The sequence below is a fragment of the Comamonas sp. 7D-2 genome, from assembly GCF_022749555.1.
Classification (GTDB): Bacteria; Pseudomonadota; Gammaproteobacteria; order Burkholderiales; family Burkholderiaceae_C; genus Comamonas; species Comamonas thiooxydans.
The window spans coordinates 4,546,542-4,573,236 of record NZ_CP094238.1; the positions used below are offsets into that span (position 1 = coordinate 4,546,542).

Annotated in this window: 20 protein-coding genes; 2 read left to right on the plus strand and 18 right to left on the minus strand. The window is 63.1% G+C overall.

Going from position 1 to position 26,695, the window contains the following annotated elements; genetic code table 11:
• Positions 1-29 precede the first annotated feature (29 nt).
• The 4 genes from MPZ60_RS20920 to arsC form a co-directional block, all read right to left on the minus strand.
• Positions 30-434 carry a hypothetical protein gene (locus tag MPZ60_RS20920; RefSeq protein ID WP_012839717.1) on the minus strand — a complete coding sequence of 135 codons (405 nt, stop codon included), beginning with the start codon at positions 432-434 and terminating at the stop codon, positions 30-32.
• Between the two features lie 85 nt (positions 435-519).
• Positions 520-2,079: an ATP-binding cassette domain-containing protein gene (locus MPZ60_RS20925; protein ID WP_034353908.1), complete on the minus strand. Its 1,560-nt coding sequence runs from the start codon at positions 2,077-2,079 to the stop codon at positions 520-522.
• Between the two features lie 284 nt (positions 2,080-2,363).
• Positions 2,364-3,905 (minus strand): Do family serine endopeptidase, encoded by a 1,542-nt coding sequence (locus MPZ60_RS20930; protein ID WP_034354003.1) that lies wholly within the window; start codon positions 3,903-3,905, stop codon positions 2,364-2,366.
• A gap of 171 nt (positions 3,906-4,076) precedes the next feature.
• A complete protein-coding gene (gene arsC / locus MPZ60_RS20935) occupies positions 4,077-4,457 on the minus strand; it encodes an arsenate reductase (glutaredoxin) (RefSeq protein WP_045838634.1) in 381 nt (126 codons plus the stop codon).
• 133 nt (positions 4,458-4,590) lie between these two features.
• Between arsC and MPZ60_RS20940 the strand changes: the two genes are divergently transcribed.
• Positions 4,591-5,601 (plus strand): tripartite tricarboxylate transporter substrate binding protein, encoded by a 1,011-nt coding sequence (locus MPZ60_RS20940; protein WP_034353912.1) that lies wholly within the window; start codon positions 4,591-4,593, stop codon positions 5,599-5,601.
• Between the two features lie 18 nt (positions 5,602-5,619).
• Here MPZ60_RS20940 and MPZ60_RS20945 read toward each other — a convergent pair whose 3' ends face one another.
• The 9 genes from MPZ60_RS20945 to MPZ60_RS20985 form a co-directional block, all read right to left on the minus strand.
• Complete coding sequence (locus MPZ60_RS20945) at positions 5,620-6,975, minus strand: uracil-xanthine permease family protein (RefSeq protein ID WP_034353916.1); 1,356 nt, start codon at positions 6,973-6,975, stop codon at positions 5,620-5,622.
• 286 nt (positions 6,976-7,261) lie between these two features.
• Positions 7,262-8,650, minus strand: coding sequence for an 8-oxoguanine deaminase (locus MPZ60_RS20950; RefSeq protein ID WP_034353920.1), 1,389 nt, complete (start codon positions 8,648-8,650; stop codon positions 7,262-7,264).
• A 103-nt stretch (positions 8,651-8,753) separates the two neighbouring features.
• A complete protein-coding gene (locus MPZ60_RS20955; RefSeq protein WP_034353923.1) occupies positions 8,754-9,662 on the minus strand; it encodes a LysR family transcriptional regulator in 909 nt (302 codons plus the stop codon).
• 50 nt (positions 9,663-9,712) lie between these two features.
• Positions 9,713-10,474 (minus strand): 1-acyl-sn-glycerol-3-phosphate acyltransferase, encoded by a 762-nt coding sequence (locus MPZ60_RS20960; protein ID WP_045838636.1) that lies wholly within the window; start codon positions 10,472-10,474, stop codon positions 9,713-9,715.
• 187 nt (positions 10,475-10,661) lie between these two features.
• On the minus strand, positions 10,662-11,954 hold the full coding sequence (locus MPZ60_RS20965) for a dihydroorotase (protein WP_034353926.1): 1,293 nt from the start codon (positions 11,952-11,954) through the stop codon (positions 10,662-10,664).
• Between the two features lie 207 nt (positions 11,955-12,161).
• Positions 12,162-13,124 carry an aspartate carbamoyltransferase catalytic subunit gene (locus tag MPZ60_RS20970; protein WP_003051536.1) on the minus strand — a complete coding sequence of 321 codons (963 nt, stop codon included), beginning with the start codon at positions 13,122-13,124 and terminating at the stop codon, positions 12,162-12,164.
• Between the two features lie 2 nt (positions 13,125-13,126).
• Positions 13,127-13,645, minus strand: a complete 519-nt coding sequence (gene pyrR, locus MPZ60_RS20975) for a bifunctional pyr operon transcriptional regulator/uracil phosphoribosyltransferase PyrR (protein ID WP_003075383.1) — start codon at positions 13,643-13,645, stop codon at positions 13,127-13,129.
• Positions 13,642-14,154 carry a Holliday junction resolvase RuvX gene (ruvX, locus tag MPZ60_RS20980; RefSeq protein ID WP_034353930.1) on the minus strand — a complete coding sequence of 171 codons (513 nt, stop codon included), beginning with the start codon at positions 14,152-14,154 and terminating at the stop codon, positions 13,642-13,644. Before ruvX ends, pyrR begins: the two co-directional genes overlap by 4 nt.
• Entirely contained in the window at positions 14,151-14,750 is a 600-nt protein-coding gene (locus MPZ60_RS20985; RefSeq protein WP_003051525.1) for a YqgE/AlgH family protein, read from the minus strand. The genes ruvX and MPZ60_RS20985 overlap by 4 nt, the downstream gene beginning before the upstream one ends.
• 22 nt (positions 14,751-14,772) lie before the next feature.
• Here MPZ60_RS20985 and MPZ60_RS20990 point away from each other — a divergent pair, with 22 nt between their 5' ends.
• The gene (locus MPZ60_RS20990; protein WP_034353934.1) at positions 14,773-16,263 is read left to right on the plus strand and encodes a deoxyribodipyrimidine photo-lyase; all 1,491 of its coding nucleotides are present in this window, start codon (positions 14,773-14,775) and stop codon (positions 16,261-16,263) included.
• 181 nt (positions 16,264-16,444) lie between these two features.
• Here MPZ60_RS20990 and MPZ60_RS20995 read toward each other — a convergent pair whose 3' ends face one another.
• Genes MPZ60_RS20995 through MPZ60_RS21015 form a run of 5 tightly spaced genes read right to left on the minus strand, consistent with a single transcriptional unit; the run spans position 16,445 to position 26,673 of the window.
• Positions 16,445-23,041, minus strand: a complete 6,597-nt coding sequence (locus MPZ60_RS20995; RefSeq protein ID WP_034353937.1) for an Hpt domain-containing protein — start codon at positions 23,039-23,041, stop codon at positions 16,445-16,447.
• 59 nt (positions 23,042-23,100) lie between these two features.
• Positions 23,101-25,344 (minus strand): methyl-accepting chemotaxis protein, encoded by a 2,244-nt coding sequence (locus tag MPZ60_RS21000; protein WP_034353939.1) that lies wholly within the window; start codon positions 25,342-25,344, stop codon positions 23,101-23,103.
• Between the two features lie 19 nt (positions 25,345-25,363).
• A complete protein-coding gene (locus MPZ60_RS21005; RefSeq protein WP_034353942.1) occupies positions 25,364-25,891 on the minus strand; it encodes a chemotaxis protein CheW in 528 nt (175 codons plus the stop codon).
• 15 nt (positions 25,892-25,906) lie between these two features.
• The gene (locus MPZ60_RS21010) at positions 25,907-26,269 is read right to left on the minus strand and encodes a PleD family two-component system response regulator (protein ID WP_003071159.1); all 363 of its coding nucleotides are present in this window, start codon (positions 26,267-26,269) and stop codon (positions 25,907-25,909) included.
• Positions 26,269-26,673, minus strand: a complete 405-nt coding sequence (locus MPZ60_RS21015; protein WP_003071158.1) for a PleD family two-component system response regulator — start codon at positions 26,671-26,673, stop codon at positions 26,269-26,271. Before MPZ60_RS21015 ends, MPZ60_RS21010 begins: the two co-directional genes overlap by 1 nt.
• Positions 26,674-26,695 lie beyond the last annotated feature (22 nt).

Genomic DNA, 26,695 nt, shown 5'->3' on the forward strand with positions numbered 1-26,695 from the left:
AGCCACCACCTCACATGAAGGGCCGCCGGTTACACCGCAGCTTCGATGCCCGGCATCGCCATACGTGCCTTGGTCAATGCCATGCCCAGGTTGGCGGTACGGCGGCAGACAAAGACTGCCACATAGTCGGGCACTGCCTTGCTACGCAGAAAGACGTGAATCAGGTTGTCACTGTTGACGATGATTTCCTGAAAATAGTGGTGACCATCATCGCTGAGGCCGCGCGAACGCTTGAACATGGTCTCGATCATGGAGACATTGGGGCCGTTGAACAGGTCGGCCGTAGCAGCCGCCACCAGATCAATCACCTCACGCGGATGGGAATCCACGGTACGGATCGACAGCAACATGCCCGAAGCAGCATCCACATAACCAGCGGCCAAGCACTCGGGGACCGAAGCCACGGCCTGTGTCAACACGGTATCCAAACTCATTACGCTCTCACTTTCCTATTGCTAATCTTTTGCGTCATGGCCGTTTGCAGTCCGCAGCGCCCATGCTTTGGTGGTCTTGAAAACATCACGCCATCTTTTGCAGCAATGCGTTTTCGAATTCATAAAGAAGCGCTTCCTGTGCCTCGGATTGCACATACTGAGCATCAATCAATCGCACACGGCGCAAAGCCTCTTCGGCAGTCAGGCCCTCGCGTACCAGCCAGGCGGCAAGCACGGTTCCGGTACGACCCAATCCTGCAAGGCAGTGCACGGCAAGCACCTCTCCACGGCGCAGGGCGACCGACATGCGTGCCAGCAGCATCTGCATCTGTGCCACTGTCGGTGGCTCGTGGTCATAGACCGGCAGGTGAAAGTTCTTGAGCCCATTGCGGGCCAAGGCACCCTGCGGGAAGTCCTTTTCCGTCAACGTGATCAGCATGGTGACGCCGCAACGATTCAGGGCCTTGAGGTCGGCGTCCATGTCATGGACCACGCCCGGCCAGGGCGTACCTGCCAGCCTCCCAGGCACCAGCCAGGAAAACCCGTTCGGGCCGCGGCTGGCTGGCATGGCATTTTCAGCAGCCAGCAATGGCTGCATTTCCATCAACACAGCCGCATTTACAGTGCGAGGCTGGTAGCGGGCTGTGGCGGACAGGCCAGATGACGCAACCGCTGCCGGTTGCGACAGTGCAGGCTCAGGTGCAGAGGCCGACGTTGACGCAGGCAGCACGGGTTCCGATTTGAAGGGAGCCACGACCTCACTCACTGCGGCCGAAGATGCAGGCAGGTCGGAAAATTCGGCAATGGCCGCCAAGGCGGCGTCAGGCAAGGGAGGTGGCGGCAGCACATCGTCAGCCAGCTCACTCAAAGGCGTACCCGGCATGGGGACAGCGCAGCTGCCGGTACGCAGGAATTGCTGACCGGCGGCACTGAGCGGCCGCTGAGTGAACGCAGCCATTGCTGCGGCTTCCTGGATCCGCCCGCCTGCGAGCAACAGCATCTGCTGCGCAGCAGCCTGGGCATGCTGCTGCTGGTGCGTGATCAGCAGCACACTGCGCTGCTGACCGATCTGCTTGATCACGTCCAGCAGCAAAAATGCCTCATAGCCTTCCAGATCAGCCGTGGGCTCATCGATCATCAACACCGCCGGCTTGGCCCAGGCCTCGCGCAAAATGGCCACGGCGCGTTGCTGCACCGCGCTCAACAGCATGGTGGACTTGTCCAGAGCCTGGGCCAGCTCGGCAAAGCCATAGTGCTGCAGCTGTTCAGTCACCCACTGACGCCACTCCAGTGGCGCACGTGACTCGCTCTGGCGCGCCTTCTCGATCAGTGCATCCAGGGTGTTGGCGCGCATAAGCCGGGCATGCTGCTGTACCAGGCGCGGCAAGACCTGCACGCCGTCGGTGCTCAAAGGCATACGCAATGGATGAGCGCAATAGACCACCTGCCCCCAGCTGCGAAAACGCGGATTGACCGCATTCAGTCCGGCCAGCGTGCGCAGCAGCGTGGATTTTCCTGTACCCGCAGGGCCCAGCAATGCGGTTACGCCTGATTGCGGAAGTGTGAAATCCACTTCGGCCAAAACCACGCGTGGACCATATGAAGCGCCCAGGCCTTGCACCTGCAGACTGTGTTGCTGATCCAAAAAATCTTCCCCCTCGCAGCGCCTGCTCCGAGGGCCGTCACGATGTATTTGCGGTCACGCCAAATCGCCACCAAACGGCGTCAAAAAGACGAATGAATGCTTTGGCCCGGCAGTCTATGGCATTACTTCTCCTGAAACTCGTCACTTTTTGAAATATGACAACATTATGTTGAAATTCATAGAATATTCGTTCATTCAGATATTTTTGTTTTAAATCAATGAAAGCAGATAAAGAAAAACCGCAACCCGGAAGGTTGCGGTTTTCTACGTAGTCAGGGCGTCAGTCAGCCCAGGCGCACCGGCACAAAGATTTTGTTGCCATCGCGCCAGATCAGCACGGCCACGGTCTTGTCCGCCTTGGCGACTGCGGCCCGCACCTCATCGATATTTCCGGCAGGTGCGCCATTGATGGACAGCAGCACGTCGCCCTGGCTGATGCCTGCCGCTGCAGCCGGACCGCTGGCATGAGCCACCAGCAGGCCGGACTCCACACCAATCTGCTTTTTTTCCTCAGGCTGCAGGGGGCGCAAAGCCAGCCCCAGCTTTCCCTTGTCAGCGTCCGGAGAGGACTTGGCCACCTTCGCAGCCTTGTCACTGGCATCGCCAAGGGTCGCACTCAGAGTCTTGGATTCACCCTTGCGCCAGACTTCCAGCGTCACTTTCTGCCCCGGCAAGGCCTGGCCGATAAAGGCCGGCAGATCGCCCGAACCAACAACGGGTTTGCCATCCACCTTGCGCACCACATCGCCCGGTTCCAGTCCGGCCTTGGCGGCAGGGCCATTCTTTTCGACACTAGCCACCAATGCACCTTCGGGCTTATCCAGCTTGAAGGAATCGGCAAAGGCCTGATTGACCTCCTGCACACTCACGCCCAGCTTGGCATGCTGGGCCTTGCCCGTTGCCTGAATCTGCTGTTGCACACGGGTTGCCAGCTCAATGGGAATCGCAAACGACACCCCTTGATACCCGCCCGAGCGGGTGTAGATCTGGCTGTTGATGCCCACGACCTCGCCCTGTGCGTTGAACAGCGGGCCACCGGAGTTGCCGGGGTTGATCGCCACATCCGTCTGCAGGAAGGGAACAAAGGAATCATCGGGCAGAGAACGTCCCTTGGCGCTCACCACACCCGCCGTCACGCTGTTCTCAAAGCCGAAGGGCGAGCCGATCGCCAGCACCCAGTCGCCCACACGCAGCTGGCTGGTCTGGCCCAGCTTGACCGTGGGCAGCCCGGCAGCGTCAATCTTGAGTACCGCCACATCGGTCTTGGGGTCGGCTCCCAGCACCTTGGCCCTGAACTCGCGACGGTCGTTGAGCTTGACCGTCACTTCCTTTGCGCCATGCACCACATGGGCATTGGTCAGAATCACGCCGTCGCTGGAGACGATAAAGCCCGAGCCTTGGCCACGCATGGGTGTATCAGGCTGCTGCGCACGTGGCCCCATGCCCTGCCCGCCCGGCATTCCAGGAAAGCCGAACTGGCGGAAGAACTCAAGGAAGGGGTCATCGGGGCTGATGCCCTGACCCTGTTGCTGACGTTCGCTGGTCTGGTCGCCTTCATCGTCGCTCATGGTGCGAGAGGAACCCACCACGCTGATATTGACCACGGCCGCTCCGTTGCGCGCCGTGATATCTGCGAAATTGGGAGCATTCACCGCAGGCAGGTTAAGGGCTGCAGGTTGTGCAACCACCGCAGATTGCGTCACCTGCGCCTGGGCAGCACTGCGGGTTCCCACCAGGCCGGCGCCGGTGGCGCCCAGTGCGCCGATCGCACCTGCGGCCACCAGGGCCATGACCAATCGGCGGGGTGTGGAGAGAATTGTGTTCATGGTCATCCTTTCAAAAAAGCACCGGATCGGTGTCGTTGAAGGGAAGTTTGAACGTCCACACTTAGGCGAGACTTAGGCGCTTGCGGTATTCACCAATGCGCCTGAACCAGAAGCTGCTTGCATCGGCAGCTCAAGGAGTTCAGGCCATTTTCAATCTGCAACCCACCTCGCTCAGATGAGCTCCAGCACCAGCTCCGGCGGGCGACAAAGCTTGGCCCCCTTGGGAGTGACCACAATGGGTCGATTGAGCAGCACCGGATGCGCAGCCACGGCCTGAATCAGCTGGACATCGCTGACCGCTGCGTTGTCCAGACCCAGTTCCTTGAACTGAGCCTCCTTGGTACGTAGCAAGTCACGCACCGAAACGCCCAGGTGTGCCACCAGCTCTGCCAACTCTGGCGCCGTCAGCGGCGTGGCGATGTAATCGACGATATTGGGCTCGATGCCATGCTCGCGCAGCAGCGCCAGCGCGCCGCGCGAATTACTGCAGCGGCTGTTGTGAAAAATGGTGATGTCAGGGCGATTCACGGGGGTGTTTGTACTTGTAGTCATGACTGCAGTGTAGCGAGCCTGTGCCTGTCCAAGGCTTGGCAGGCAGTCACTGCATAGCAGCTATGCCGGCTGCGCCAGAGCCAGGCAGAGCGCCATCTCATAGACTGCCTGCAAAACATCATGAGGAGACAATATGCCCGCTTTCACCGCATGCGATCCCTTCACTCTGAACCGCCGCCAATGGAGCCAATGGGCTGCGGCCACCGCCTTGGGCGGTCTGACCGGTACAGCTCTGGCACAGGACTCGAGGTACCCCAGCAAGGCCATACGCATGGTCATTCCGTTCACGCCCGGCGGCTCCGCCGACATTCTGGGTCGCGCCATAGGTCATGAGCTGACGACCGCCTGGGGCCAGAGCGTGGTGCCGGAAAACGTTGCCGGCGCAGGCGGCAGCATCGGCGCGGACCGCGTGGCAAAGGCCAGTGCCGATGGCTACACCCTGCTCATGGGTCATGTGGGCACGCTGGCCGTTACACCCACGCTCTACCCCAAGCTGCCTTACGACCCTATCAAGAGCTTTACGCCTCTGGCCTGGGTGGCGCGTGTGCCCAACGTGCTGGTCGTGCATCCATCGCTGCCGGTCAATGATCTGGCATCGTTCATCAGCTACGCCAAGGCCAATCCCGGAGCGGTGAACTTCAGTTCGGGCGGCAACGGCAGCGCCGCGCATATGACCATGGCCTATCTGAGCCTGCAAGCAGGGCTGAAGATGCAGCATGTGCCCTACAAGGGCACGGCCCCGGCCGTCAATGATCTAGTGGCCGGTCAGGTTCAGGCCCTGTTCACCGGCATTCCCGCCGTGCTTGCGCAGATCCGCGCAGGCCAGATCAAGGCCATCGCCGTTTCATCACCTCAGCGCATCCCTGCACTACCCAATGTGCCTACCGTGGCCGAAGCAGGCTTGCCCGGCTTTGAGGCCGACCAATGGTATGGCGTGGTCGGCCCTGCCAATATGCCCGCCGACGTGGTCGCCAGGATCAATCAGCAGATCAATGCCTCGCTGCGAAGCCCCGCCATCCTCGAGCGTCTGCAAAGCGAAGGCGCCCAGCCCATGCCCAGCACGCCCAAGGTCTTTGCCGACCTCATCGTCAAGGACCTCGCGCGCTGGCGCAAGGTCATCATCGACAGCAAGATGACGCTTTAAGCGCCCAGGGCCTGCGCTTCAGGCTGCGGCGGAACTGGTTGCAACCGGGGCTGCCGTTGCGGACTCCAGTTCTTCCTCGTGGGCATCGAACTCGCGCCCCGGCAGCAGCAGATTCAGGCCCACGGCCACCAGCGCACCCACGGTAATACCCGAGCCGAACACCTCGCGCACAAAGGCAGGCATCTTGGAGAGCAGATCGGGGCGCACCGTCACGGCCAGGCCGCAGCCCAGCGAGACTGCAATGATCAGGCCGCTGCGACGCGTCTGCTCTGCACCGCTGAGCATGCGGATGCCCGCCAGGATGATCATGGCAAACATCATCAGGCCCGCACCGCCGAGCACTGGCTGGGGAATCGTCACTACCAGCGCTCCCAGCACCGGAAACAGTCCAGCCAGCAGCAGCATCACGCCGGTCAGCATCACCACATGGCGGCTGGCCACGCCCGTGAGCGAGACCACGCCCACGTTCTGCGCGAAGGTGGAAACCGGCGGGCTCGACATCACGGCGGCAAAGGCCGAACCCACGCCGTCGCACAGCATGCCGCTGGCCAGGCGCTTGCCGCGGATCGGCGTCCGCGTTGCCGCCCCCAGGGCCATGAAAGTGCCCGTGGTCTCGACAATGGTCACGAGAAAGGCGATGGACATGGCAACGATGCCCGATACCGGAAAGCTCATGCCGAAATGCAGCGGCTGCGGAATCGCGAAGATCGGCGCCTCGCGCACCTGGGTGAAGTCGATCAGACCCAGGGCCAGGCACAGCAGATAGCCGCAGGCAATGCCCAGCACCACGGCCGATGCCGAGATCACGCCCTTGCCCCATTGCACAAAGCCGATCACCAGCGCCAGCACAAAGCCCGCAATCGCCAGATTGCCCACGGCGCCGTAGCTGCCGCTGCCCACACCGCCTGCGGCCCAGTCCACGGCGACGGGCGTGAGCGACAGCCCGATCATGGTCACAACCACGCTGGTCACGGTATGCGGAAAGAAGCGACGGATCACCGGCATGAAAAAGCTGCCGACGATCATCACCAGCGAGCCCACGAGCGAAGAGCCCAGGATGCCGGGCACACCATGCTCCAGTCCCACGCTGATGCCCGCACCAACAAAGGCGAAACTGGTACCCATCACGCAGGGCAGGCGTATGCCGACAGGTCCCACGCCACGGCACTGGATGATGGTGACGACGCCCGAGCCCAGCAAAGCCGCATTGACCAGGGCCACGATCTGGTCGGCCGGCAGCTTGAGCGCGCCGCCGAACACCAGCGGCACGGCGATGATGCCGCCCAGCGCGGCGAGCAGATGCTGCAGCGAAAGCAGCGTGGTGGTGATGAGGCTGGGCGGACGGTCTTCCACCCCGTAAAGCAGCTTTTCCATGGTCTTGTCTCCTGTTTTTTAGGTATGCAATCGCCGGGGAATAGGCTTCCCCGCGAAGGCCACAAGACTAAGCACGCAACCGGGAGCTCTCATATGCCGTTGCCGATACAGCCCATGCGCGGCGCCGTATAGCTTGTCCAGCATCGAGAAAGAATTTCTGGCACTCCAAGTCACCTGACACCAGTCCCGAGCCCACTTTTCTTCCAGTGCCACAAAGGCTTGGAATCTCTCTCACACCGATGTCCGGCCATCGCAATGGACCAGCGATGACCGTCACCGAAAAGTCTCAATGTCCTGCTGCGGCTCGCTCGAACAGGCTGCGCGCGAGATTGCGGTGCTGGCCCAGCACCACGGGCAGGTCGGCGGTCAGCAGACGCCCGTCCTCGACCACCACACGCCCGTTGATGACGCTGCTGGACACATTGGCCGGCGTGCAGAACACCAGCGCTGCCACGGGGTCGTGGCCAGCACCCGCATAGCCAACGTCTTCCATGTCGAAAGCCACGAAGTCGGCAGACATGCCGGGAGCCAGTGCGCCGATGTCGTCGCGGTTGAGCACGCGCGCACCGCCCAGCGTGGCGATCTCCAGCGCCTCTCGGGCACTCATGGCCGCCGGGCCGTAGCCCACGCGCTGCAGCAGCATGGCCTGGCGCGCCTCGCCCAGCATGTGGGCACCGTCGTTCGATGCGCTGCCGTCCACCCCCAGGGCCACGGACACGCCGGCATCGCGCATGCTGCGGATGGGTGCGATGCCCGATGCCAGGCGCATGTTGGAGCATGGACAGTGCGCCACACCGGTGCCGGTGCGCGCAAACAGCGCAATGCCTTCGGGATCGAGCTTGACGCAATGCGCATGCCAGACGTCGCGCCCCACCCAGCCCAGGTCTTCGGCGTATTGCGCCGGGGTCAGGCCGAACTTCTCGCGCGAGAAGGCCACGTCGTTGTCGTTCTCGGCCAGATGGGTGTGCAGCGAGACACCGTGCGCACGCGCAAGCACCGCCGATTCGCGCATCAGATCGCGCGTCACCGAGAACGGCGAACATGGGGCCAGAACCACGCGCAGCATGGAGTGACGCGAGCCGTCGTGGTATTGCTGGATCAGGCGCAGGCTGTCGCGCAAGATGGCCTCTTCCTCCTCCACCACCACATCGGGCGGCAGGCCGCCCTTGCTGCGGCCCAGGCTCATGGAGCCGCGCGCGGCGTGAAAGCGCATACCCATCTGCTGCGCAGCCACAATGGAATCGTCCAGGCGCGAGCCATTGGGAAACAGGTACAGATGGTCGCTGGTCGTGGTGCAGCCCGACAGCATGAGCTCGGCCATGGCGGTCTGGGTCGAGACATGGATCATCTCGGGCGTCAGGTGCGACCACAGCATGTAGAGGTTCTGCAGCCACGAGAACAGCTCGGCATCCTGAGCGGCCGGCACGGCACGCGTCAGGCTCTGGTACATGTGATGGTGAGTGTTGACCAGGCCCGGCGTCACGACCTTGCCGCGCATGTCCAGCACGCGCGCCTGGCCCTCGTCGGCCATGCGGCGGTATTGCGCCGGCAACTCGGCCGTTGCGCCCACCCACAGCAGGGCCGGGCCGTCCGCCACCAGCGCACCGTCCTTGATCTCGCGGCGTTGCGCATCCATGGTGACCAGTACGTCGGCATTCAGGGCAATCAGGGTCATGGGTTTCTTCCTCTCTAAACAAGAAGCGCAAGTCTAGAGAGGCACCCAAGCGCGCGATAGCGCTGAATTCAGCCAAGCATGTCCACAAAATGTGGACAGTGAATCAGTGTTTTCTGGCGTAGAGCCGCGCCAGCGCGGATTCGATGCTTGCCGCCATGAGCTCGGCAGCGGCACTCAGCTCCGCGCCCTTGCGCACGAACAGCATCAGGGTCTGGCGCTGCAGATGCGCATCGCGCAGAGGCACGAAGCTCAGCGAGCCGCGATCCAGCTCCTCCAGTACATCCAGAGCGTTGAGCAAGGCAATGCCCTCGCCCAGCATGACCAGGCGCTGTATCAAGGCCATGGAGGTGGACTCGGCCACCGGCGTCACCTCGATGGCACTGCGCGCGAAGGCTTCGTTGAGCAGACTGCGTATGGTCAGGGCCGGTGCCGGCAGAATCAGCGGATGACCCACGCATTCGCTGAGCAGCAGCGACGAATGATGGGCCAGTGGGTGCTTGACCGGCAGGATGGCTCCGATCTGCCATTCGCTGGCTGCCAGCATGCGCAAACCGGGTCTGGGCGCCAGATCGTAGGCAAGACCCAGGTCCACCTCCCCAGCCTCCACGGCAGACACAATGGCCTGCGTGGGCAAGTCGATGACACGCACGACCATCCCCGGGTGGCTGCTGCGAAAGTCATGCACTAGCGATGGCAGCAAGGAGCCCGCCAGACCCGACGTCGCCGCCACAGTGATCTCGCCACGCCGCATGCCCTTGAAGTCGGCAATGCGCTCGCGCAGCGCTGCATGTTCGCGCAAGGTGCTTCGCACATGGGTCAGCACCATCTCACCCAGAGGCGTAAGACGCAGGCGGTTGTGGATGCGGTCGAACAGCGGCGCTCCCAGTTCGGCCTCCAGATCGAGAATCTGCCGGTTCACGGCCGTGGGAGCCACATGCAGGTGCTCGGCCGCCTTGCGGATGGAGCCGCGGCGAACCACTTCATCGAGATAGCGCAAAACTCTGGCGTGCATGCGCGCAGCCTACAGGGTTTGACTGGGCGCGCAAAGCGCCGGCACAGCACCTAGTTCTGGCGCAGCCTGTCCACCTCGGTGTGCAAGTCCTTGGCCCAGGCGCGGCGGTCGCGCCCTTGTGCGCTCTGCGCCTCGCCATAGTGCACCACTGCAATCAGTTGCTCCGAACAAAGCACGCGCCAGATGGAGCCCAGCAAGGTCTCATCCCCGACATAGGTTGCGGCATAGCTGGTGCTGCCTGTCTTGCCATCGACAAAGCGCAGCCCCACGGGCTGTACCGGCGCATCGCATTGCACGGCGGCTTCGAGCAGATTGGAGTGAAACGAGAGCAGGCTGCGTCCATCGCCCGTCGTCCCTTCAGGAAAGACGGCAAGGATTTCGCCGCGCTTGAAGGCCTCTTCCATGGCTCCCACCATGCGCACCGCATCGCGGCGCGAGCTGCGCTGGATGTAGAGCGTGCCTGCGGCCGTCGCCAGCGTGCCGATGATGGGCCAGCCCTTGACGTCGGATTTGGAGATGAAGCGGCAATGGCGCGCCGCGTGCAGCAGCGGAATATCGAGCCAGGAGATATGGTTGCTGACCATGAGTACCGGCCCCTGGGCCGGTGGCTGCCCCTTGACCTGCAGTTGCACCCCGGCCCGCAGCAGCAGCGTTGCAGCCCAGGCCTGCACATGCTCGTGCTGCTGCAGGTAGTGCAGCTGCGGAAAGCGAAACGCCACGATCCAGGCGCCCTTGGCCACATGGGCCAGCAGACGCAGTCCGCGCCATACCGCACGCGAGCCGGTTTTGATTTTGTGCAAGCCGTTTGCCATGATTCTCAAACAGTGTAGCGGCTCGTTGTGACTCAGTTGCTGCAACTTGAAACCGGCAAGCGCCTAAGACTGGCGCAATGCAAAGTCAGAGGCACCGAGGAAGCGCCGCCGCGCACCGAGGGTGTCGCCCCCCTCCCGATGCAACGCATCGAGAGGGGGGGAAGCGGCAAAGCCGCTCAGGGGGAGCCTATCGTTGATAAGCGACAGCGCCGTCAACGATAGTCGTTACCACGCGCGCAGGCAGCTCATAGCCGTTGAACGGCGTGCTCTTGCCCTGGCTTTGCAGCGCCTTGGGATCGACCGTCCACTCCGCCTCGGGGTCGACGATGCACAGATCTGCCACGCCGCCCACCTTGAGCTGCCCCAGCAGGGACTGCTGCTCGCCCAGGGCGCTACCCAGCACGGCCACGGGAGCCGAAGTCACGACAGCCAGTGCGCGGTTCAGCGGCACCTTGTAGTCGCGGCTCCACTTCACGGCAATGGACAGCAGCAGCTCCACGCCGGTCGCACCGGGTTCGGCTTCGGCAAAAGGCAGCACCTTGGCGTCTTCGTCCACCGGGCAGTGATCGGAAACCAGCGCATCAATGGTGCCGTCAGCCAGCGCGGCAGACAGCGCATCGCGGTCGCGCTGCTGGCGCAGCACGGGCACCACACGGGCACTGCTGTCAAAGTAGCCGATGTCGTTCTCGGTCAGCAGCAGCGAGTTGATGGACACATCGGCGGTCACATTCAGGCCTTCGGCCTTGGCTCGGCGCACCAGCTCCACGCCGGCGGCGCTGGAGATGCGGCACAGGTGAACCCGGGTCTGCGAGCCACGGATCAGCTCGAAGATGGTGTGCAGCGCAATCGTCTCTGCCGCCACGGACACCCCGGCCAGACCCATGCGGGTGGCCAGCGCGCCGCTGGCGGCCACGCCCCTGCCCAGATCCTTGTCCTGCGGGCGCAGCCACACGGCATAGCCAAAGGTGTTGGCGTAGCTCAGCGCACGACTCAACGTGGTGATGCTGGACAGCGGCACATCCGCCTGGCCGAAGGCCACGCAGCCGGACTCGGTCAGCTCGGCCATCTCGGTCAGCGTTTCACCCTTGAGTCCTACGGTCAGTGCCCCCATGGGGAACAGACGCGACTTGTGCTGCTTCTCGGCACGGAACTTGAGCATTTCCACCAGGCCCTGCTCGTCGAGCACGGGCTCGGTATCGGGCGGGCAGACCAGGCTGGTCACGCCACCGGCCACGGCAGCCGCCATCTCGGACTGCAGCATGCCTTCATGCTCGTGACCGGGCTCGCGCAGGCGCACGGCCAGGTCCACCAGACCGGGCAGCACCCACTGGCCGGAGGCGTCGATTTCACGCTCGGCCACAAAACCTTCGGGCACCGTGCCGATCGCGGCGATCACGCTGCCATCGATGGCGATATCGGCCTGCTGGTCGAAACCTCGTGCCGGGTCCATCACCCAGCCATTGCGAATCAAAATCTTCATGGTTTGGCACCAAATTGGCTTCCAGCCCTTGCCACACAAGCGCTAGCAGCTATAAAAATATCTCTAAAAACCGTCACCACCAGCAACTGCAGTTTGCTTCGTCGACTTTCGCATGGGACACCAAGCTAGGGCCGCCCCGACGCGAGGGTGTCGTCCCCCTCCCGCATCGCGAGAGAGGGGGAAGCGGCGCAGCCGCTCAGGGGGTGTTCAAGCCTCATTCCCCGCGACGATCGACATGACAGCCATGCGCACGGCGATACCGAAGGTCACCTGAGACAGGATCACGGCCTGCGGGCCGTCCACCACGGCGGAGTCGATCTCCACACCGCGGTTGATGGGGCCGGGGTGCATGACGATGGCATCGGGCTTGGCCAGTTCCAGGCGCTTTTCGGTCAGGCCGAAGCTCTTGAAATATTCCTGGCTCGAGGGCAGCAGCGCCCCGCTCATGCGCTCGTTCTGCAGGCGCAGCATGATGATGACGTCGCAGTCCTTGATGCCTTCCTCCAGATTGTGGAAGACGCGCACGCCCATGCTGGCCATGTCCGAGGGCACCAGGGTACGCGGGCCGACCACGCGCACCTCGGCAGCGCCGAGCGTGGTCAGGGCGTGGATGTCCGAGCGCGCCACGCGCGAGTGCAGCACGTCGCCCACGATGGCCACGCGCAGATTGGAGAAGTCCTGCTTGTAGTGGCGGATGGTGTACATGTCCAGCAGGCCCTGTGTGGGGTGGGCATGGCGGCCGTCGCCGGCATTGACCACATGCACATGGGGCGCCACATGCTTGGCGATCAGATAGGGAGCCCCCGACTCGCTGTGGCGCACGACAAAGATGTCGGCCGCCATGGCCGAGAGGTTGTCGATGGTGTCCAGCAGGGTCTCGCCCTTGCTGGCCGAGCTGCGCGCGATGTCCAGGTTGAAGACGTCGGCCGACAGGCGCTTGGCCGCAATCTCGAAGGTGGTGCGGGTACGCGTGCTGTTCTCGAAGAACAGATTGAACACGCTCTTGCCGCGCAGCAGAGGCACCTTCTTGACTTCACGGTCGTTGACGCTGACGAAGTTGCTGGCCGTGTCGAGAATCTGGGTCAGGATGTCCTTGGACAGGCCTTCGGTGGAGAGCAGGTGGATCAGCTCGCCGTTCTTGTTGAGTTGGGGGTTGCGCTTGTACAGCACGATCAGGCCTCTTGAATGCGGAAGTGGAAAACACCGCCCTCGTCGCGCGCCAGCGCCAGGGAACGGTCGGCCGGCAGCGCCACGCGCGCTGCGGCAAAGTCGGCCTGGATGGGCAGCTCGCGCCCTCCCCGGTCCACCAGGACGGCCAGTCGCACGCTGGCGGGACGGCCGTAGTCATAGAGTTCGTTGAGCACGGCGCGCACGGTGCGGCCGGTGTAGAGCACATCGTCGAGCACCAGCACATCGGCGCCGTTCACATCGAAGGCGATCTGGGTCTGGGCGCTGGAAGCCATGCCGCGCTGGGCAAAATCGTCGCGGTGCAGCGAGGAAGACAGCACGCTGGGCTTGCCCTTGAGGTTCAGATCCTTGTGCAGGCGCTCGACCAGCCAGGCGCCGCCCGAGGTGATGCCCGCCAGACGGGTATTGGGGCCCATGATGCGCTGCACGCCGCGCAGCAGCTCGCTATACAGGGCTTCGGCGTCCAGGATCAGGCTGCCCTGACCTGCAATGGTTTCACTCATGGGAGACTCCTCAAAAACTGTTCAAGAATGATGCAGGCCGAAGCCGCGTCGGCGTCGCGTGCGCCACCCGCCAGGGCTTCGGTCGTGCTGTAGCGTTCGTCCACCTCGTACACCGGCAGCTTGAAGCGACTTCTGAGCTGGCGGCCGAATTTCAGGGCCCGGGCCGTGTTCTCGTGTGCCGCGCCATCGGGGTGGTAGGGCACGCCTATCACCAGGGCGTTGGGCTGCCACTCGCGGATCAGCTTTTCCACCGCGGCCAGACGTGCATCCGCCGCTTCGGCCTTGATGGTGGGCAGCGGGTTGGCGCCGCCCAGCACGCGGTTGCCCGAGGCGCATCCCGTGCGCTTGATGCCGAAGTCAAAGCCCAGGAACTGCTGGAAATGGGCCGGCACCTCGGGCTTTTGCGGTGCGGGTGCCGCTGCAGGCTTGGCAGCCGCATTTTCGGCCGAGGAAAAAGTCGAGGAAAAGGCCGCATCGGCGGCCTTGTTGGAAGAGGAAATATCGTTCATGCGCGACCCGACTCTGGGGACAACATCCAGCGCTGCAAACCCAGCAGGCCCAGGGCGCGGTCATAGCGCTCGTCCACCGGGGTGCTGAAGATCACCTCGGGGTCGGCTTCCACGGTCAGCCAGGCGTTTTCGCCGATTTCGGATTCGAGCTGGCCTTCATCCCAGGAGGAATAGCCCAGCGTGACCAGCACACGCTTGGGGCCGGCACCGTCAGACAGGGCTTCGAGCACATCCTTGGACGTGGTCATCTCCAGACCGCCTGGAATGGTCATGGTCGAGGCATAGGCCGATTCGTTCTCGGGTGCGCCTTCGATGACCATGGGCTCATGCAGCACAAAGCCACGATCGGTCTGCACCGGGCCACCGGTAAAGACCTGCTGATCGCGCAAATCATCGCGCTTGAGACCCAAATCCACTTTTTGCAACAGGCCTTGCAGGCTGAGCTTGGAGGGCTTGTTGATAATCAGACCGAGCGCGCCACGCTCGCTATGCTCGCACAGGTAGACAACGCTGCGCGAAAACGACTCATCTTCCAGGCCGGGCATGGCAATCAGGAAGTGGTGCGTCAAGTTGATAGGCGCAGATTCTGCAGACATGCAGCGATTTTAATGGCGATCCATGACTCCTTCTTACCCTGTGGGCTTGATCTGGCTGCGGCGCGACCTGCGTCTGGCCGATAACGCTGCCCTGTATCACGCATTGCAGCAATGTGAAGAGCTGTATTGCGTCTTTGTCTTCGACGACAGCATTCTTGCCGCCCTGCCCCGAGCCGACCGCCGCGTGGAATTCATCTGCCAGAGTCTGACCGAGCTGGATGCCGCCCTGCGCGAGACTGCGGGACGTCCGCAGACAGGGCTGATCACGCGGCGCGGCCTGCCCCAGGACCTCATCCCTGCCCTGGCCCGGCAGCTGGGCGCGGGCGCCGTCTTCTGCAACGACGACGACGAACCTGCGGCCATCGCCCGCGACGCCCAGGTGGCGCGCAGCCTCAAGAGTCAGGGGCAGTTGCTGCTGCGCTTCAAGGACCACCGCATCTTTGCGCGCGACGAGGTGCTGACCCAGAGCCTGTCGCCGTTTTCGGTCTTCACGCCCTACAAGAACGCCTGGCTGCGAAAGATCACACCGTTCTATCTCTCGGCCTACCCCAGCGAGCGCGATCTCGCTACCAGGCTGGCCGATCTGCCGGACACCGAGCGCCGCCCGATTCCCACGGCCGCCGAGCTGGGCTTTGCCCCGGACACGCTGGCCGGCCTGCGCCTGCCCACCGGCGTCAGCGGCGCGCGCCAGCTGCTGGCCGATTTTCTGCCGCGCCTGCCGCAGTACAAGACGGCGCGCGACTTTCCGGCCCTCAAGGGCCCGAGCTACCTCAGCGTACATCTGCGCTTTGGCACCGTGTCGATACGCGAGCTGGCCCGCATCGCCCACGAGGCTGCGCACAACGAGGACTGGTCTGCCACCGCACGCGAAGGCGCCGCCACCTGGCTCAGCGAGCTGATCTGGCGCGACTTCTACTTCCAGATCCTGGCCCACCAGCCTTATGTGGTGGAACGCAGCTTCAAACCGGCGTATGACGCCATCGAATGGGAGACGGGAGCCGAGGCCGACACCCTCTTCGCCGCCTGGTGCGAGGGTCGCACCGGCTACCCGCTGGTCGATGCCGCCATGCGCCAGCTCAATTCCAGCGGCTATATGCACAACCGGCTGCGCATGGTCACGGCCAGCTTTCTGGTCAAGGACCTGGGTCTGGACTGGCGTCGGGGCGAAGCCTATTTCGCCGAAAAGCTCAATGACTTCGATCTGGCGGCCAATAACGGCGGCTGGCAATGGGCGGCCTCCACGGGCTGCGATGCCCAGCCCTGGTTCCGCATCTTCAACCCGGTGACCCAGAGCGAGAAGTTCGATCCGGACGGCAAGTTCATAGCGCGTTATGTGCCTGAAGTGGCTCAGCTGCCCAGCAAACTGCGGCATGCCCCCTGGCTGGCCAAGCCGCTGGAACTGGCCGAAGCAGGCATCACACTGGGGCGCGACTATCCCCTGCCCGTCGTGGATCATGCCGCGGCCCGGGAGAAAACCCTGGCGCGCTACGGAATCCTCAAGAAAGAAGCTTGAACTTTCCTGGCTCCTGACCCTGTGGAGGTCCATATCCCCGTGTGCCCGGCTGCCAACCGTCCAATAGGCTGCCACTCAAAAAAAGAAGCGGCTTGCGTACGTTCTTCATGCATTTCAGATCAATATCAGTCTGAAATGCAATCCAGATCGGCGCAAGCCGCTTTGTTATAAGGAGCAAACCTTATTCGACAGCCACTCCCGGCTCCTCGGCCGCAAGCCCGTTGAGCGGGCTGCGCTCAGGCGCGGGGCCGCTGCGCTGCAAAGCGTAATGCTGGATCAGCCCCAGCAGTTCCTCATCGGAATAAGGCTTGCCCAGATAGTGATTGGCTCCCAGGTCGCGGGCCATTTCGCGATGCTTCTGGGCAATGCGCGAAGTGATCATGACCACCGGCATGCCTTCGAGCGTCTGATCGGCGCGGATATTGCGCAACAGATCAAAGCCGTCCATGCGCGGCATTTCGATGTCCGACAGCACCAGGGTCGGGCGCTCGTCCTGCAGACGCTCCATGGCTTGCAGCCCGTCAGCGGCCAGCGTGACGCGGTAGCCTTCGCGCTGCAGCAGACGCTGGGTGACGCGTCGCACGGTGATGGAGTCATCCACCACCAGCACCAGCGGCACCGTGGTCTGCGAAGCTTCGGCGCCCAGCAGATCGGCACCGCCTGAATGAGCCTGCAGTTCGCCATCGGCTGCGGCCTGCTCGGCCCTGGCCAGCATGGCACGCACCTGCTCGCCATGGACGTTGGCCAGCGCCACCGGGTTGTAGATCTGCACCACGGCCCCCGAGGGCAGCACGGACATGCCGGTAAGGCCTGGCAGACGCGACAACTGCGGGCCCAGGTTCTTGATCACCACTTCCTGGTTGCCCAGCACTTCGTCCACATGCAGCGCCACACGCTGCGAGGCACTGCGCACAATCACCACGGGGCGCGTGCGACCGAGGTTTTCCTCGCTGCGCAGCGAGGTTTGCCACAGCGCGCCGGCCCAATAGAAAGGCATGACTTCGCTGCCGTCCTGGAACTCCTGCTTGCGGTAGCTTTCCTCCAGCACATCGACGGGCACGCGACGCACGATTTCCACCAGGTTGGCGGGCACGCCCATGGACACGGCGCCCATGCGCAGCATCACCACCTGGGTCACGGCCGTGGTCAACGGCACAACCAGACGGAAGGCGCTGCCGCGGCCTGGCTCGGTATGGGTTTCGATACGACCGCCCAGGGCGTTGACTTCGGAACGCACCACATCCATGCCGATGCCGCGGCCGGCAACACCCGTCACCTCGGCGGCCGTGCTGAAGCCCGGCTCGAAGATCAGGCGCCCCGCGTCTTCCAGCGTCATATGACGCTCGTCGGTCCACAGCTTGAGGCTGATGGCCTTGGCGCGAATCCGTTCCAGGTTCAGACCGGCCCCGTCGTCTTCCACGGACAGCGCCACGTCGTTGCGCTCCTGACTCAGCACGATCTCGATGGTGCCGACAGCCGGCTTGCCCAGCTCCTGGCGCCGCTCGGGCGACTCGATGCCGTGAGCCACGCAGTTGCGCAGCAAATGCTCGAAGGCCGGCATCATGCGCTCCAGCATGCCGCGGTCCATTTCGATGGTGCCGCCCAGGATGTTCAGGCGCACCTGCTTGCCCATTTCCTTGGACGTCTGGCGCACCACGGCGTACAGACGCTCGGCAAAGGAGTCGAACTCCACCATGCGCGTGCGCAGCAGATCTCGCTGCAGATCACGTGCCTGCCGGCCCTGGGCCACCAGATCGTCTTCGGCAGCGGCCAGATCCCGCTGCAGATTGCGCTGCACGGTGGCCACGTCGTTGACCGATTCGGCCATCATGCGCGTGAGTTCCTGCACGCGTGTGAAGCGGTCGAACTCCAGCGGATCGAAACCGGCTGCCGTGTCCTTGGACAGGGCCAGGCGCGACTGCATCTGACTTTCGGCCTGCACCTCGATGTCGCGCAGCTGCATGCGCAGGCGCTCCAGGTTGCCCGTCAAATCATTGAGCGCCGAACGCGCCTGCGACAGCCGCGCATCGACACGCGAGCGAGCAATCAGCACTTCACCGGTCTGGGAAATCAAGCGGTCCAGCAGCTGCGCCCGCACACGCACGGTCTGCTGCGACGCAGGACGCGGCACCACCGGCGCCGGCAGCTCAATGGCCTGCTCAAAATCTGCGGCAGTCTTTTCTCCGGCTTGAGCATCCGCTGCTTGCTCTACAGCAGACTCCGCCGCACTCAGATGCAGAGGCGCCTGAGCAAGAAGATCGTCCAGTTGAGCCAGCGGCTGCTCGGGCTCCTGCTCACCGGCCATGCGCAGCACATCGAAGCTGGCTTGCAAAGCGTCAAAGCTGCTCAGCAGCGGCTCGATCGCTTCGGCTGCGGGACGCTCCTGGTCAATACGCTCCACCGCCGACTCCAGGCGGTGGGCCATCTCACCCATGCGCATGGCGCCCGCCAGGCGGGCACTGCCCTTGATAGTGTGCAAAGCGCGCAGGGCTTCGTTGCGAGCCTCATCCAGCGTCGGGCGCCCATGCCAGCGGCGCAGTGCAGCACCGAGCTTGGGCAGCAGGTCGATGGCCTCTTCCTCGAAAATGGGAAACAGGTCGGCATCGACCTGATCGAGCACATCGATATCGTCTTCGTCGTCACCGGCATGCACCGCCAGCGCGATGGCTTCATCGATGCGGCGCTGCAGTTCGGCCTCATGCTCCACGCTGCCTGCGGCAGGCACCATGGAATACGGTGCCTGATCTGCGGCTTTTAGCACGGCATCCAGCAACGGGTCGGCTGCCGATCCTCCCACGCCTTCCTCGGCCACATCCTTGAGTCCATCACCCGCAAGCTCGGGCAAGGCCCCATCCTGCGAAAGCTCGGCAGCAAAGTCCAGCGGCAAGTCCTTGGGGTCTGCAGGCGGCAGCAGCACCTGCACCTCGGGCCACTCGGCCTCATCCAGCTCGGCCAGATCGGACAGCTCAAGATCGGCAGTTTCAGTTGCTGCACCGGCATCGATCGGAGTATTCAGGATTTCACGCAGCGCGTCTTCGACAGCGGGTAAAGCGTCCTTGAGGAAGCCTGCCGCAAACTGATGTAGCAAGCGGCGCACTTCATCGGATGCGGTCACGCATTGCTGAATCTGCAGCGCGCCGGCATAGCCCTGAGGCTGCAGATGCAGCAGTGCATGCTCGAGCAAACGCGCCAGCTCCGACAAGGCCTTGAAGCCCACGGTGCCGGAGCTGCCTGCCAGGGAATGCGCCAGCGCGATCGCGTCGTCGGGAATGACGGCAGCCGGCTCTTGCGACCACTGCTGCAACACCTCACCCAGTCGCTCTGACCACTCGTCTGCTTCGTTGAGATAGACGTTGTACAGCGCTGCGCTGATGCGCAGCCCGTCTATATTGCGATAGCCGTCGTCCGGCTCACCTGTCTGTTCGGTCTGTTCGAGCACCGGCTCAATCGCCGAGACTTCGGGCTCCGGCAGCTGAGCGGGTTCTTCGGCCACGACGGGATCGGGCATGCCATCCAGCAAGGCTTCAATGGCCTCCAGCTCGATCGCAGCCTCTGCAGACGGCAGCTCGAGCGCCATCTCCACAGCAGCCGGCACCCCGGTAGCTGCGTCCATGGCGGGGGGCTCCACGGCAGTCTGCATGTCTATGGCAGCCTGCTCGCTTTCACGCATGGCCGCTTCGAAGGCGGCAAAATCCAGCTCCTGCACCTCTTCTGCCGCAGTGATTTCCTGCAGCGAAGGCTGAACCTCCCCGGCGCCCTCTTCTATCCACTCGGGCTCTGCCGCCGATTCCAGAGCTGGCAGCGCGGACACGTCAAGCGCATCGGGCGCTTGAAGCTGATGCAGCAGATCGTCTGGAATATCCAGTTCCGGCAAGGCAAAGTCGGCTGCTGCCGCCTCCAGCTCAGCCACCGGCTCCTGATCTGGCTGCGCAGACAGCTCTTCTTGCGGGAACTCCAGCTCCGGCATCGCAAATACGGGCTCTGCGGCCACGGTCTGTGGCTCCAGTGGCCACTGCAGCTCGGCGATCGGCTCGGGCGCTACAGGCAGCTCCAGCACGGGTGCATCCACAGCGGCGGCCGCCTCGGCCGACTCCAGGCCCTGGGCGCGCTCGCCGCGACGCGGAACCAGGGCCACCTCGGCGCGCTCGCCCTGCAGACGCATGGCGTCTGCAGCGGCGCGGAAGGCCGTGGCCGACCAGTTCTGCGCCTGCTGGTTCTCGATATCCTGTGCCCAGACGGCAAAGGCCTTCAGGGCATCCTGAGCCAGCTGCTGCATGGCCTGCGGCATGGGTCGCTGCTCTGCCAGCCATGCATTGAGCATCTGCTCCATGGCCCAGCCGGCTTCACCAAACTCATCCAGCCCCACCATGCGCGAGCTGCCTTTGAGCGTGTGGAACGCACGGCGCAGCGTGGTCTGCTCGCTCAGATTGCCGGGCTCGTCCGCCAAAGCCTTGAGGGCCTGCAAGCCGTTATCCACGACTTCGCGGGCTTCTTCCAGAAAGATGGACAGAAGCTCATCGTCGCCGTCCAGATCTACAGTGTTCAGTTCGGCTGTCGGCACCGTAGCAGCCGCAGGCACGCCCGCAGTAGCTGCGACTGCCGCAGCCAGATCCCGAGCGACATTCGACTCGTCAGTTGCCTGCTTGCCCGACTGCATGCCCGCAAACACCTGAGCCATGACATCGGCCAGGGCAGCGGAGCCAACGCCGACCGACTCTGCCACGGCTGGTGCGGGTGCTGCCTCAAACTCGGGCAAGGCACCTGGCTCGGTCACTGCCCACGGCGGGGTGCCCTCGTCCTCGATGTGCCTGACTTGCAGCTGCTCTGGCTGCGCCACAGCAGCGGGAACTGGTCTCACTTCGACAGGCGGTGGCGGTGCGGCGACCGAGGGCTCCACTGCCGAGGCAGCAATCACGGCAGCCGACGCGACCGGAGTCTGCCCAGAAGACGGTACGCCATCCATGGGAATATCCACGGTGGGACGGAAGGCTTCGGGGCCGCGACTGCGGCTATGACCCATGACGATGCGCAGTTCGTCCTTTTCCTCGTCATAGACGAACAGCTTGCGCGCCATATTGCGCTGGTAGCTGAGCATGTCGATGAGAAATCCCATGGCGCCGAGACTGCTGCCCAGCTTCTCGAAGATGCGAGGCTGATTCTCGACCGTCACCTCACCGAGCATCAGGTGCTCGACGGTGTCACGCATGCGCTGCATGGCGGTCGCAGCCTGCTCGAATCCCAGCACCGACAGCACACCACGCATTTGCGCCATCTGGCCCGGTACCGAGGCCAGCACCGAGGTGTCCGCGGGATTGCGAAAGAACAGATCCAGCTGCTTCTCTGCCTCGCCAAGGGTGATGCGCAGCTCTCCAACCACCGATCCCATGGTCTGCTGGTCGCTGGCCTGACGGTAGAGCTCCTCCATCCAGATTTCCAGCGGCTCGGACTGCGCGCCATGCAAAGCCGCATCCAGACGCTGGACCAGCACGCTGGACTGGGCGGCCTGTATTTCGTCGTCATGCCCGGCGGTCATGAAGCTGGCCTGCAGATACAGCACCGCAGTCGCCACCTCCATGGCCAGCTCGGCCGGTGGCGGCTCGCCAATGCGCTCCACCGTCTCCGCCACACGAATCAGCGCGCGCGCCAGCCCGTGGCTGACAGGCTGCAGCTTGACCAGCGACTCGGACACCAGCCCGAACTGCTCGGCCATGGATCTGATCTTGCTGCGGTCGCCGCCGGCGACCGCTGACCAGGTCTCGGCGGCGGCCGCAATGCGCTTGCGCGCCTGCACCAGCACCGAGGGATCGAAGCGGCCATAGCGCGCCACGTGGTAGTCCACCACCGGCATCTGCTCCATGGCATAGGCCTCGTGTACGGCCTTCAGACTCTCACCGGCCTGCTCGCGGGGCTTGGCCTGCGCGCAAAAGAACATCAGGTCCTGCAGCAGGCGTGCGGGTGGCAGGCTGTCGCCCTTGGCCATGCTGGCGTACTGCATGAGCACGCGCGAAGCCATGCGCTTGACGTAGATATCGGCAGTGATGAGTCCACGTGCCAAGCCGTCGAAGAAGGCCGCAGCGATTTTCCAGAAACTGCGCGCCGCCACATCTTCGGACTGAGCTGCCGCAAAGCGCCGGCAAAGCTCGCACATCTGGGCTGCCGCCTCGCGGTCGTCGCTCTTGACCATGCGCAGCACCACGCCGTCCAGCATGGCACGTGCATGTGGACCATAGGCCAGCGGCTCCGGCATGGTCCCGGTCCAGCGGGGCTCGCGTGCACGGCGCTCGGCAGGCCATAGGTCAGCCGGGTGGGCCTTGTCATTGCCGGCCAGCACCTGGGTCTCACGGTACTGAGGGAACAGGGCTACGGCCGAGACCTGCTGACCGGCCAGAACGGCCTCCAGGAATTCCATCAGCGCAAAGTGCGTGCGCTCCAGCGTGGTCGCGGCTTCCTGCGTGCAGTATTCGGGACGCTGTACAAAGCGGTTGACCGCAGCTTCCATGCTGCGCAGCACCTGAGCCGGGGCGGTGACCCCCACCATCTCCAGAGCGCCGCAGGCCTGATGCAGCTGCTGGCGTGCAATGCGCAGTGCAGATGTATCCAACTCCTCTAGATCAGACAAACGGGCCGCATCCGCATCGCGCATGAAACGGCTCACAGCCTTGGTCGCTGCCTCCAGCGACTTGCGCACTTCATCGAGCACCCAGGCCAGCGGGCCCAGATCCTGCTCTGCAGTTGCAGACATGGCTGTACGTATTGGCGAGTCGTCAACCACTGACATGCTCTAGTTCCTTAACCCTCAAGGGTTGTGCATTTTTATGAGAGAAAGAGCCAGTCAAATCAGGCAATCTTGAATCGGGAAACAGACTGACGCAGCTCTTCAGCCATGTGGGAGAGCTCTCGCACCTGCTGCGCAGTGGTGCGGGTTCCCTCACCGGTTTGCTCGGTCACTGCAAAAATGTGCTGAATGTTTTCCGCCACGCCGTTGGCCATGTTGGCTTCACGTGATGTGGAGTTGGAAATCTGCTCGATCAGCTCGGCCAGTCGGCGCGACACGCTGTCGATTTCAGACAGTGCAGTACCAGCAGAGTCGGACAGACGAGCCCCTTCCACCACGCCCTGGGTAGAGCGCTCCATAGCGGCCACCGCATCCTGAGTGTCGGTCTGAATGGCCTTCACCAGCGCGGCAATCTGTCGCGTGGCGTCTGCGGAACGTTCGGCAAGGCGCTGCACTTCTTCCGCCACCACCGAGAAGCCGCGACCTGCTTCACCTGCAGACGCAGCCTGAATGGCGGCGTTCAATGCGAGCACGTTGGTCTGCTCGGTAATGTCCGAAATCAGTTCGGTAATTTCACCGATCTCCTGGGACGACTCACCGAGACGCTTGATTCGCTTGGAGGTATCCTGAATCTGGTCGCGGATGGAGTTCATGCCGCCAATGGCGTTCTGCACCGCCTTGAGACCCGAGTCCGCAGCCTGCAGCGATTGACGGGCCACCTGGGCCGATTCCTGCGCCTGAGCCGAGACATTGTTGATACGGCCGGCCATGTCCAGAATCGACTTGCCGGTTTCGCGAATTTCATGCAGCTGCTCGTTCGATGCAGCCAGCAGTTCGGTCGAGGTGACGTCCACCTGCTCGGTGGTCTGGGCCACGCGAGTCACGGTGTTCTGCACCGATCCCACCAGAGCGCGCAGCTCTTCCACCGTGTAGTTCACCGAGTCGGCAATCGCGCCCGTGATGTCCTCGGTCACGGTGGCTTCCTGCGTCAGATCGCCCTCGGCCACCGATTGCAACTCGTTCATCAAACGCAAAATAGCCGCCTGGTTGGCGTCGTTGATGCGCTTGGCTTCCTGCTCCTGCAAACGGGCATCGACCTGGTGACGCTCGGCTTCCTGCTGGCGCGCCCGGCTGTCCAGCAGTTGCACGCGCGAGATGCCGATACCACTCAGAACCGCGGTCAAAATGGCGATGGCCAGCAGCGCCAGCTGCAGCATGCTGGCCCCGCCCAGCCCCTGCAGCGCCGTCTGCAACTGCTCCAGCTGCTGACGCAGCGGTTCGCTGTCATTGTTGATGCTGGTCTGCGCTTCCCGGGCCGACACCAGCCCTTGCAGATTGCCCAGAATGGCACTGGCCTGGGTACGCGTATCGTCGTACTGCTTGATCAGCGTCTCCAGCTGTTCACGCACCTGAGGATCACGTGCAGCCGACAGCCGCATTTCAGCGCTGCCGTTGAGCAGGCCTTCGGAGATTTCCTTGAAAGAGTTCAAGTCCTTGCCCAGCAGGAAAACGGCCTCGGGACTCACGCCCTCCAGGGTCTGGAATTCGTTGGCAGACTTGGCAATACGCTGAGTCAACATCACCAGCTGACCGGCAGCAGAGATCTCGGCTGCGCCAGCGCCTTGCTGCAGCTTCAGCGAAGAAATGGTTTCCGCAGTTTCCAGCAGATCGGAGGACTGACGGTTGATGGTGCGCAGCGCGTCGCCCACTTGAGTCAGAGTCTTTTGCTGTCCGAGAATCAGCCCGGCGCTCTTTTCCGCTCGCTCCATCAGGGTGCTGATGGAGCTGAGCTCGTCCTGCAAACCACCACCCAGCGCGTTCACGCCCAGATCGGAATCGCCGGCAGCCAACGCTCGCACGTTACGCGCCAAAACACCGGCGCTGTCCTTGACGTCGGCAAACGCAGGAGCGGCTCCCGTCATGGCGATGGAGACCGACTTGGCCAGACGTTGCGACTGCATCAATGCCTGGCCGGTCGCCGCCAGTTGCTGGTTGGAGTTGCCTGCTTCGCGCAGCATCCATGCCGACAGCACCACCAGCACCAACACCGAGCCACCCAGCAAGGTAAACAAGGTGCGCTGATGCTTGGCAGTCGTGGCCGTACCAAGAATAGGCAGGCTCACCAGTTCGTCCGCGCGACTGGCCTCCTCGACGCCGAAGACGGAAGGTGCCCCCTGCACGCTATTGAGCGATCCGTCGTACATATCCTGTACGACCGTGTCTCCCATCATGCCGCTATCACCACTGACGGCAGCCGCGATGGGCTTGCGTCGGAACAACTGATTTATTTTCTGTGCAAAGGACATAGCGCTGTATCCAGGAACCTCAAGCACGAATGCTCAAAAATTTGGCGGTTTGAGACAGGGACTGCAATTTCAGCTCCTGCCAGCGGCGGCCGCTCGCATCGATATGGACGGCTCCGAAGAAACTCGGGGAACGCTCAGGCGCAGGCTCGGCCTTGGAAAACGCGTCTGCGGCACGCAGGCCCAGCAGACGATCGGCCAGCAGGGCCGCGTTGACCTCCAAGGCAGGGTTGAAGGCCAGCAGGCTGCAGTCCATCAGTTCCTGCTCATTGCGGACACTTCCATGCCCCAGCAATTGAGCCAGGTCCACCACCCCCATCAAAGCACCGCGCAGATTGGCGATGCCCAGAAACCAGGCCTGTGTGTATGGGACGGGCTGAACGCCGGTCCAGGGAAAGATTTCTCCTGCCTGATTCAGCGGCAGCAAATAATCCCGCCCGCCAGCCTGCACTGCCAGCCAGGTAGCAACGCTGACGCCTTCGCTGCGTGCTGCCTGCAGGCGCCCGGCCAGACGGGATTGAAGATCTCGGAGGGCTTCACGGTTCGCCATAAGCAGCGCGGCTCGTTATAGCGCTGCGATCTTGGCTTGGAGCTCGGCGGCATCCACGGGCTTGGTGATATAGCCACGTGCGCCCTGACGCATGCCCCAGACCCGGTCGGTTTCCTGATTCTTGCTGGTGCACATGATGATGGGCACATCGGCATACAGGGGATCGCGAGAAATGGCGCGGGTCAGCTGAAAGCCGTTCTGTCCAGGCATGACCACATCCATCAGGATCAGGTCGGGTTTGTCTTCGGCCAGGCGCTTCATGGCTTCCTCGCCATTTTCCGCGGTACGCACCTGCATGCCCTGCTTTTGCAAAATATCGCTCAGAGCCATCAGCTCCGTCTTGGAATCGTCAACGACCAGAACTTTTTGAATTGTCATCATGCAGCTCCCACATCTGCAGCTTGCAGCGCGAATTGTTGTACGGCTTGCAGCAATTGATCTTTGGTAAACGGTTTGGTCAGATAGTCCTGGCAGCCCACCATGCGACCGCGAGCCTTGTCGAATACACCGTCCTTGGATGACAGCATCACGACGGGCGTATTGGCAAAGCGAGCATTGCGCTTGATGATGGCGCAGGTCTGATAGCCATCGAGTTTGGGCATCAGAATGTCGCAGAAGATGAGCTGGGGCTGGTAGTCATTGACCTTGGACAGGGCATCGAAGCCATCGTCGGCAAGAAGAACTTCGTGACCACCTTGCTTGAGGAAAATTTCAGCGCTGCGGCGGATGGTGTTGCTGTCATCCACGACCAGAACGCGCAAAGGCGCACCAGATGCTGTCACGGTGAAATTCCTCCCAATTCGG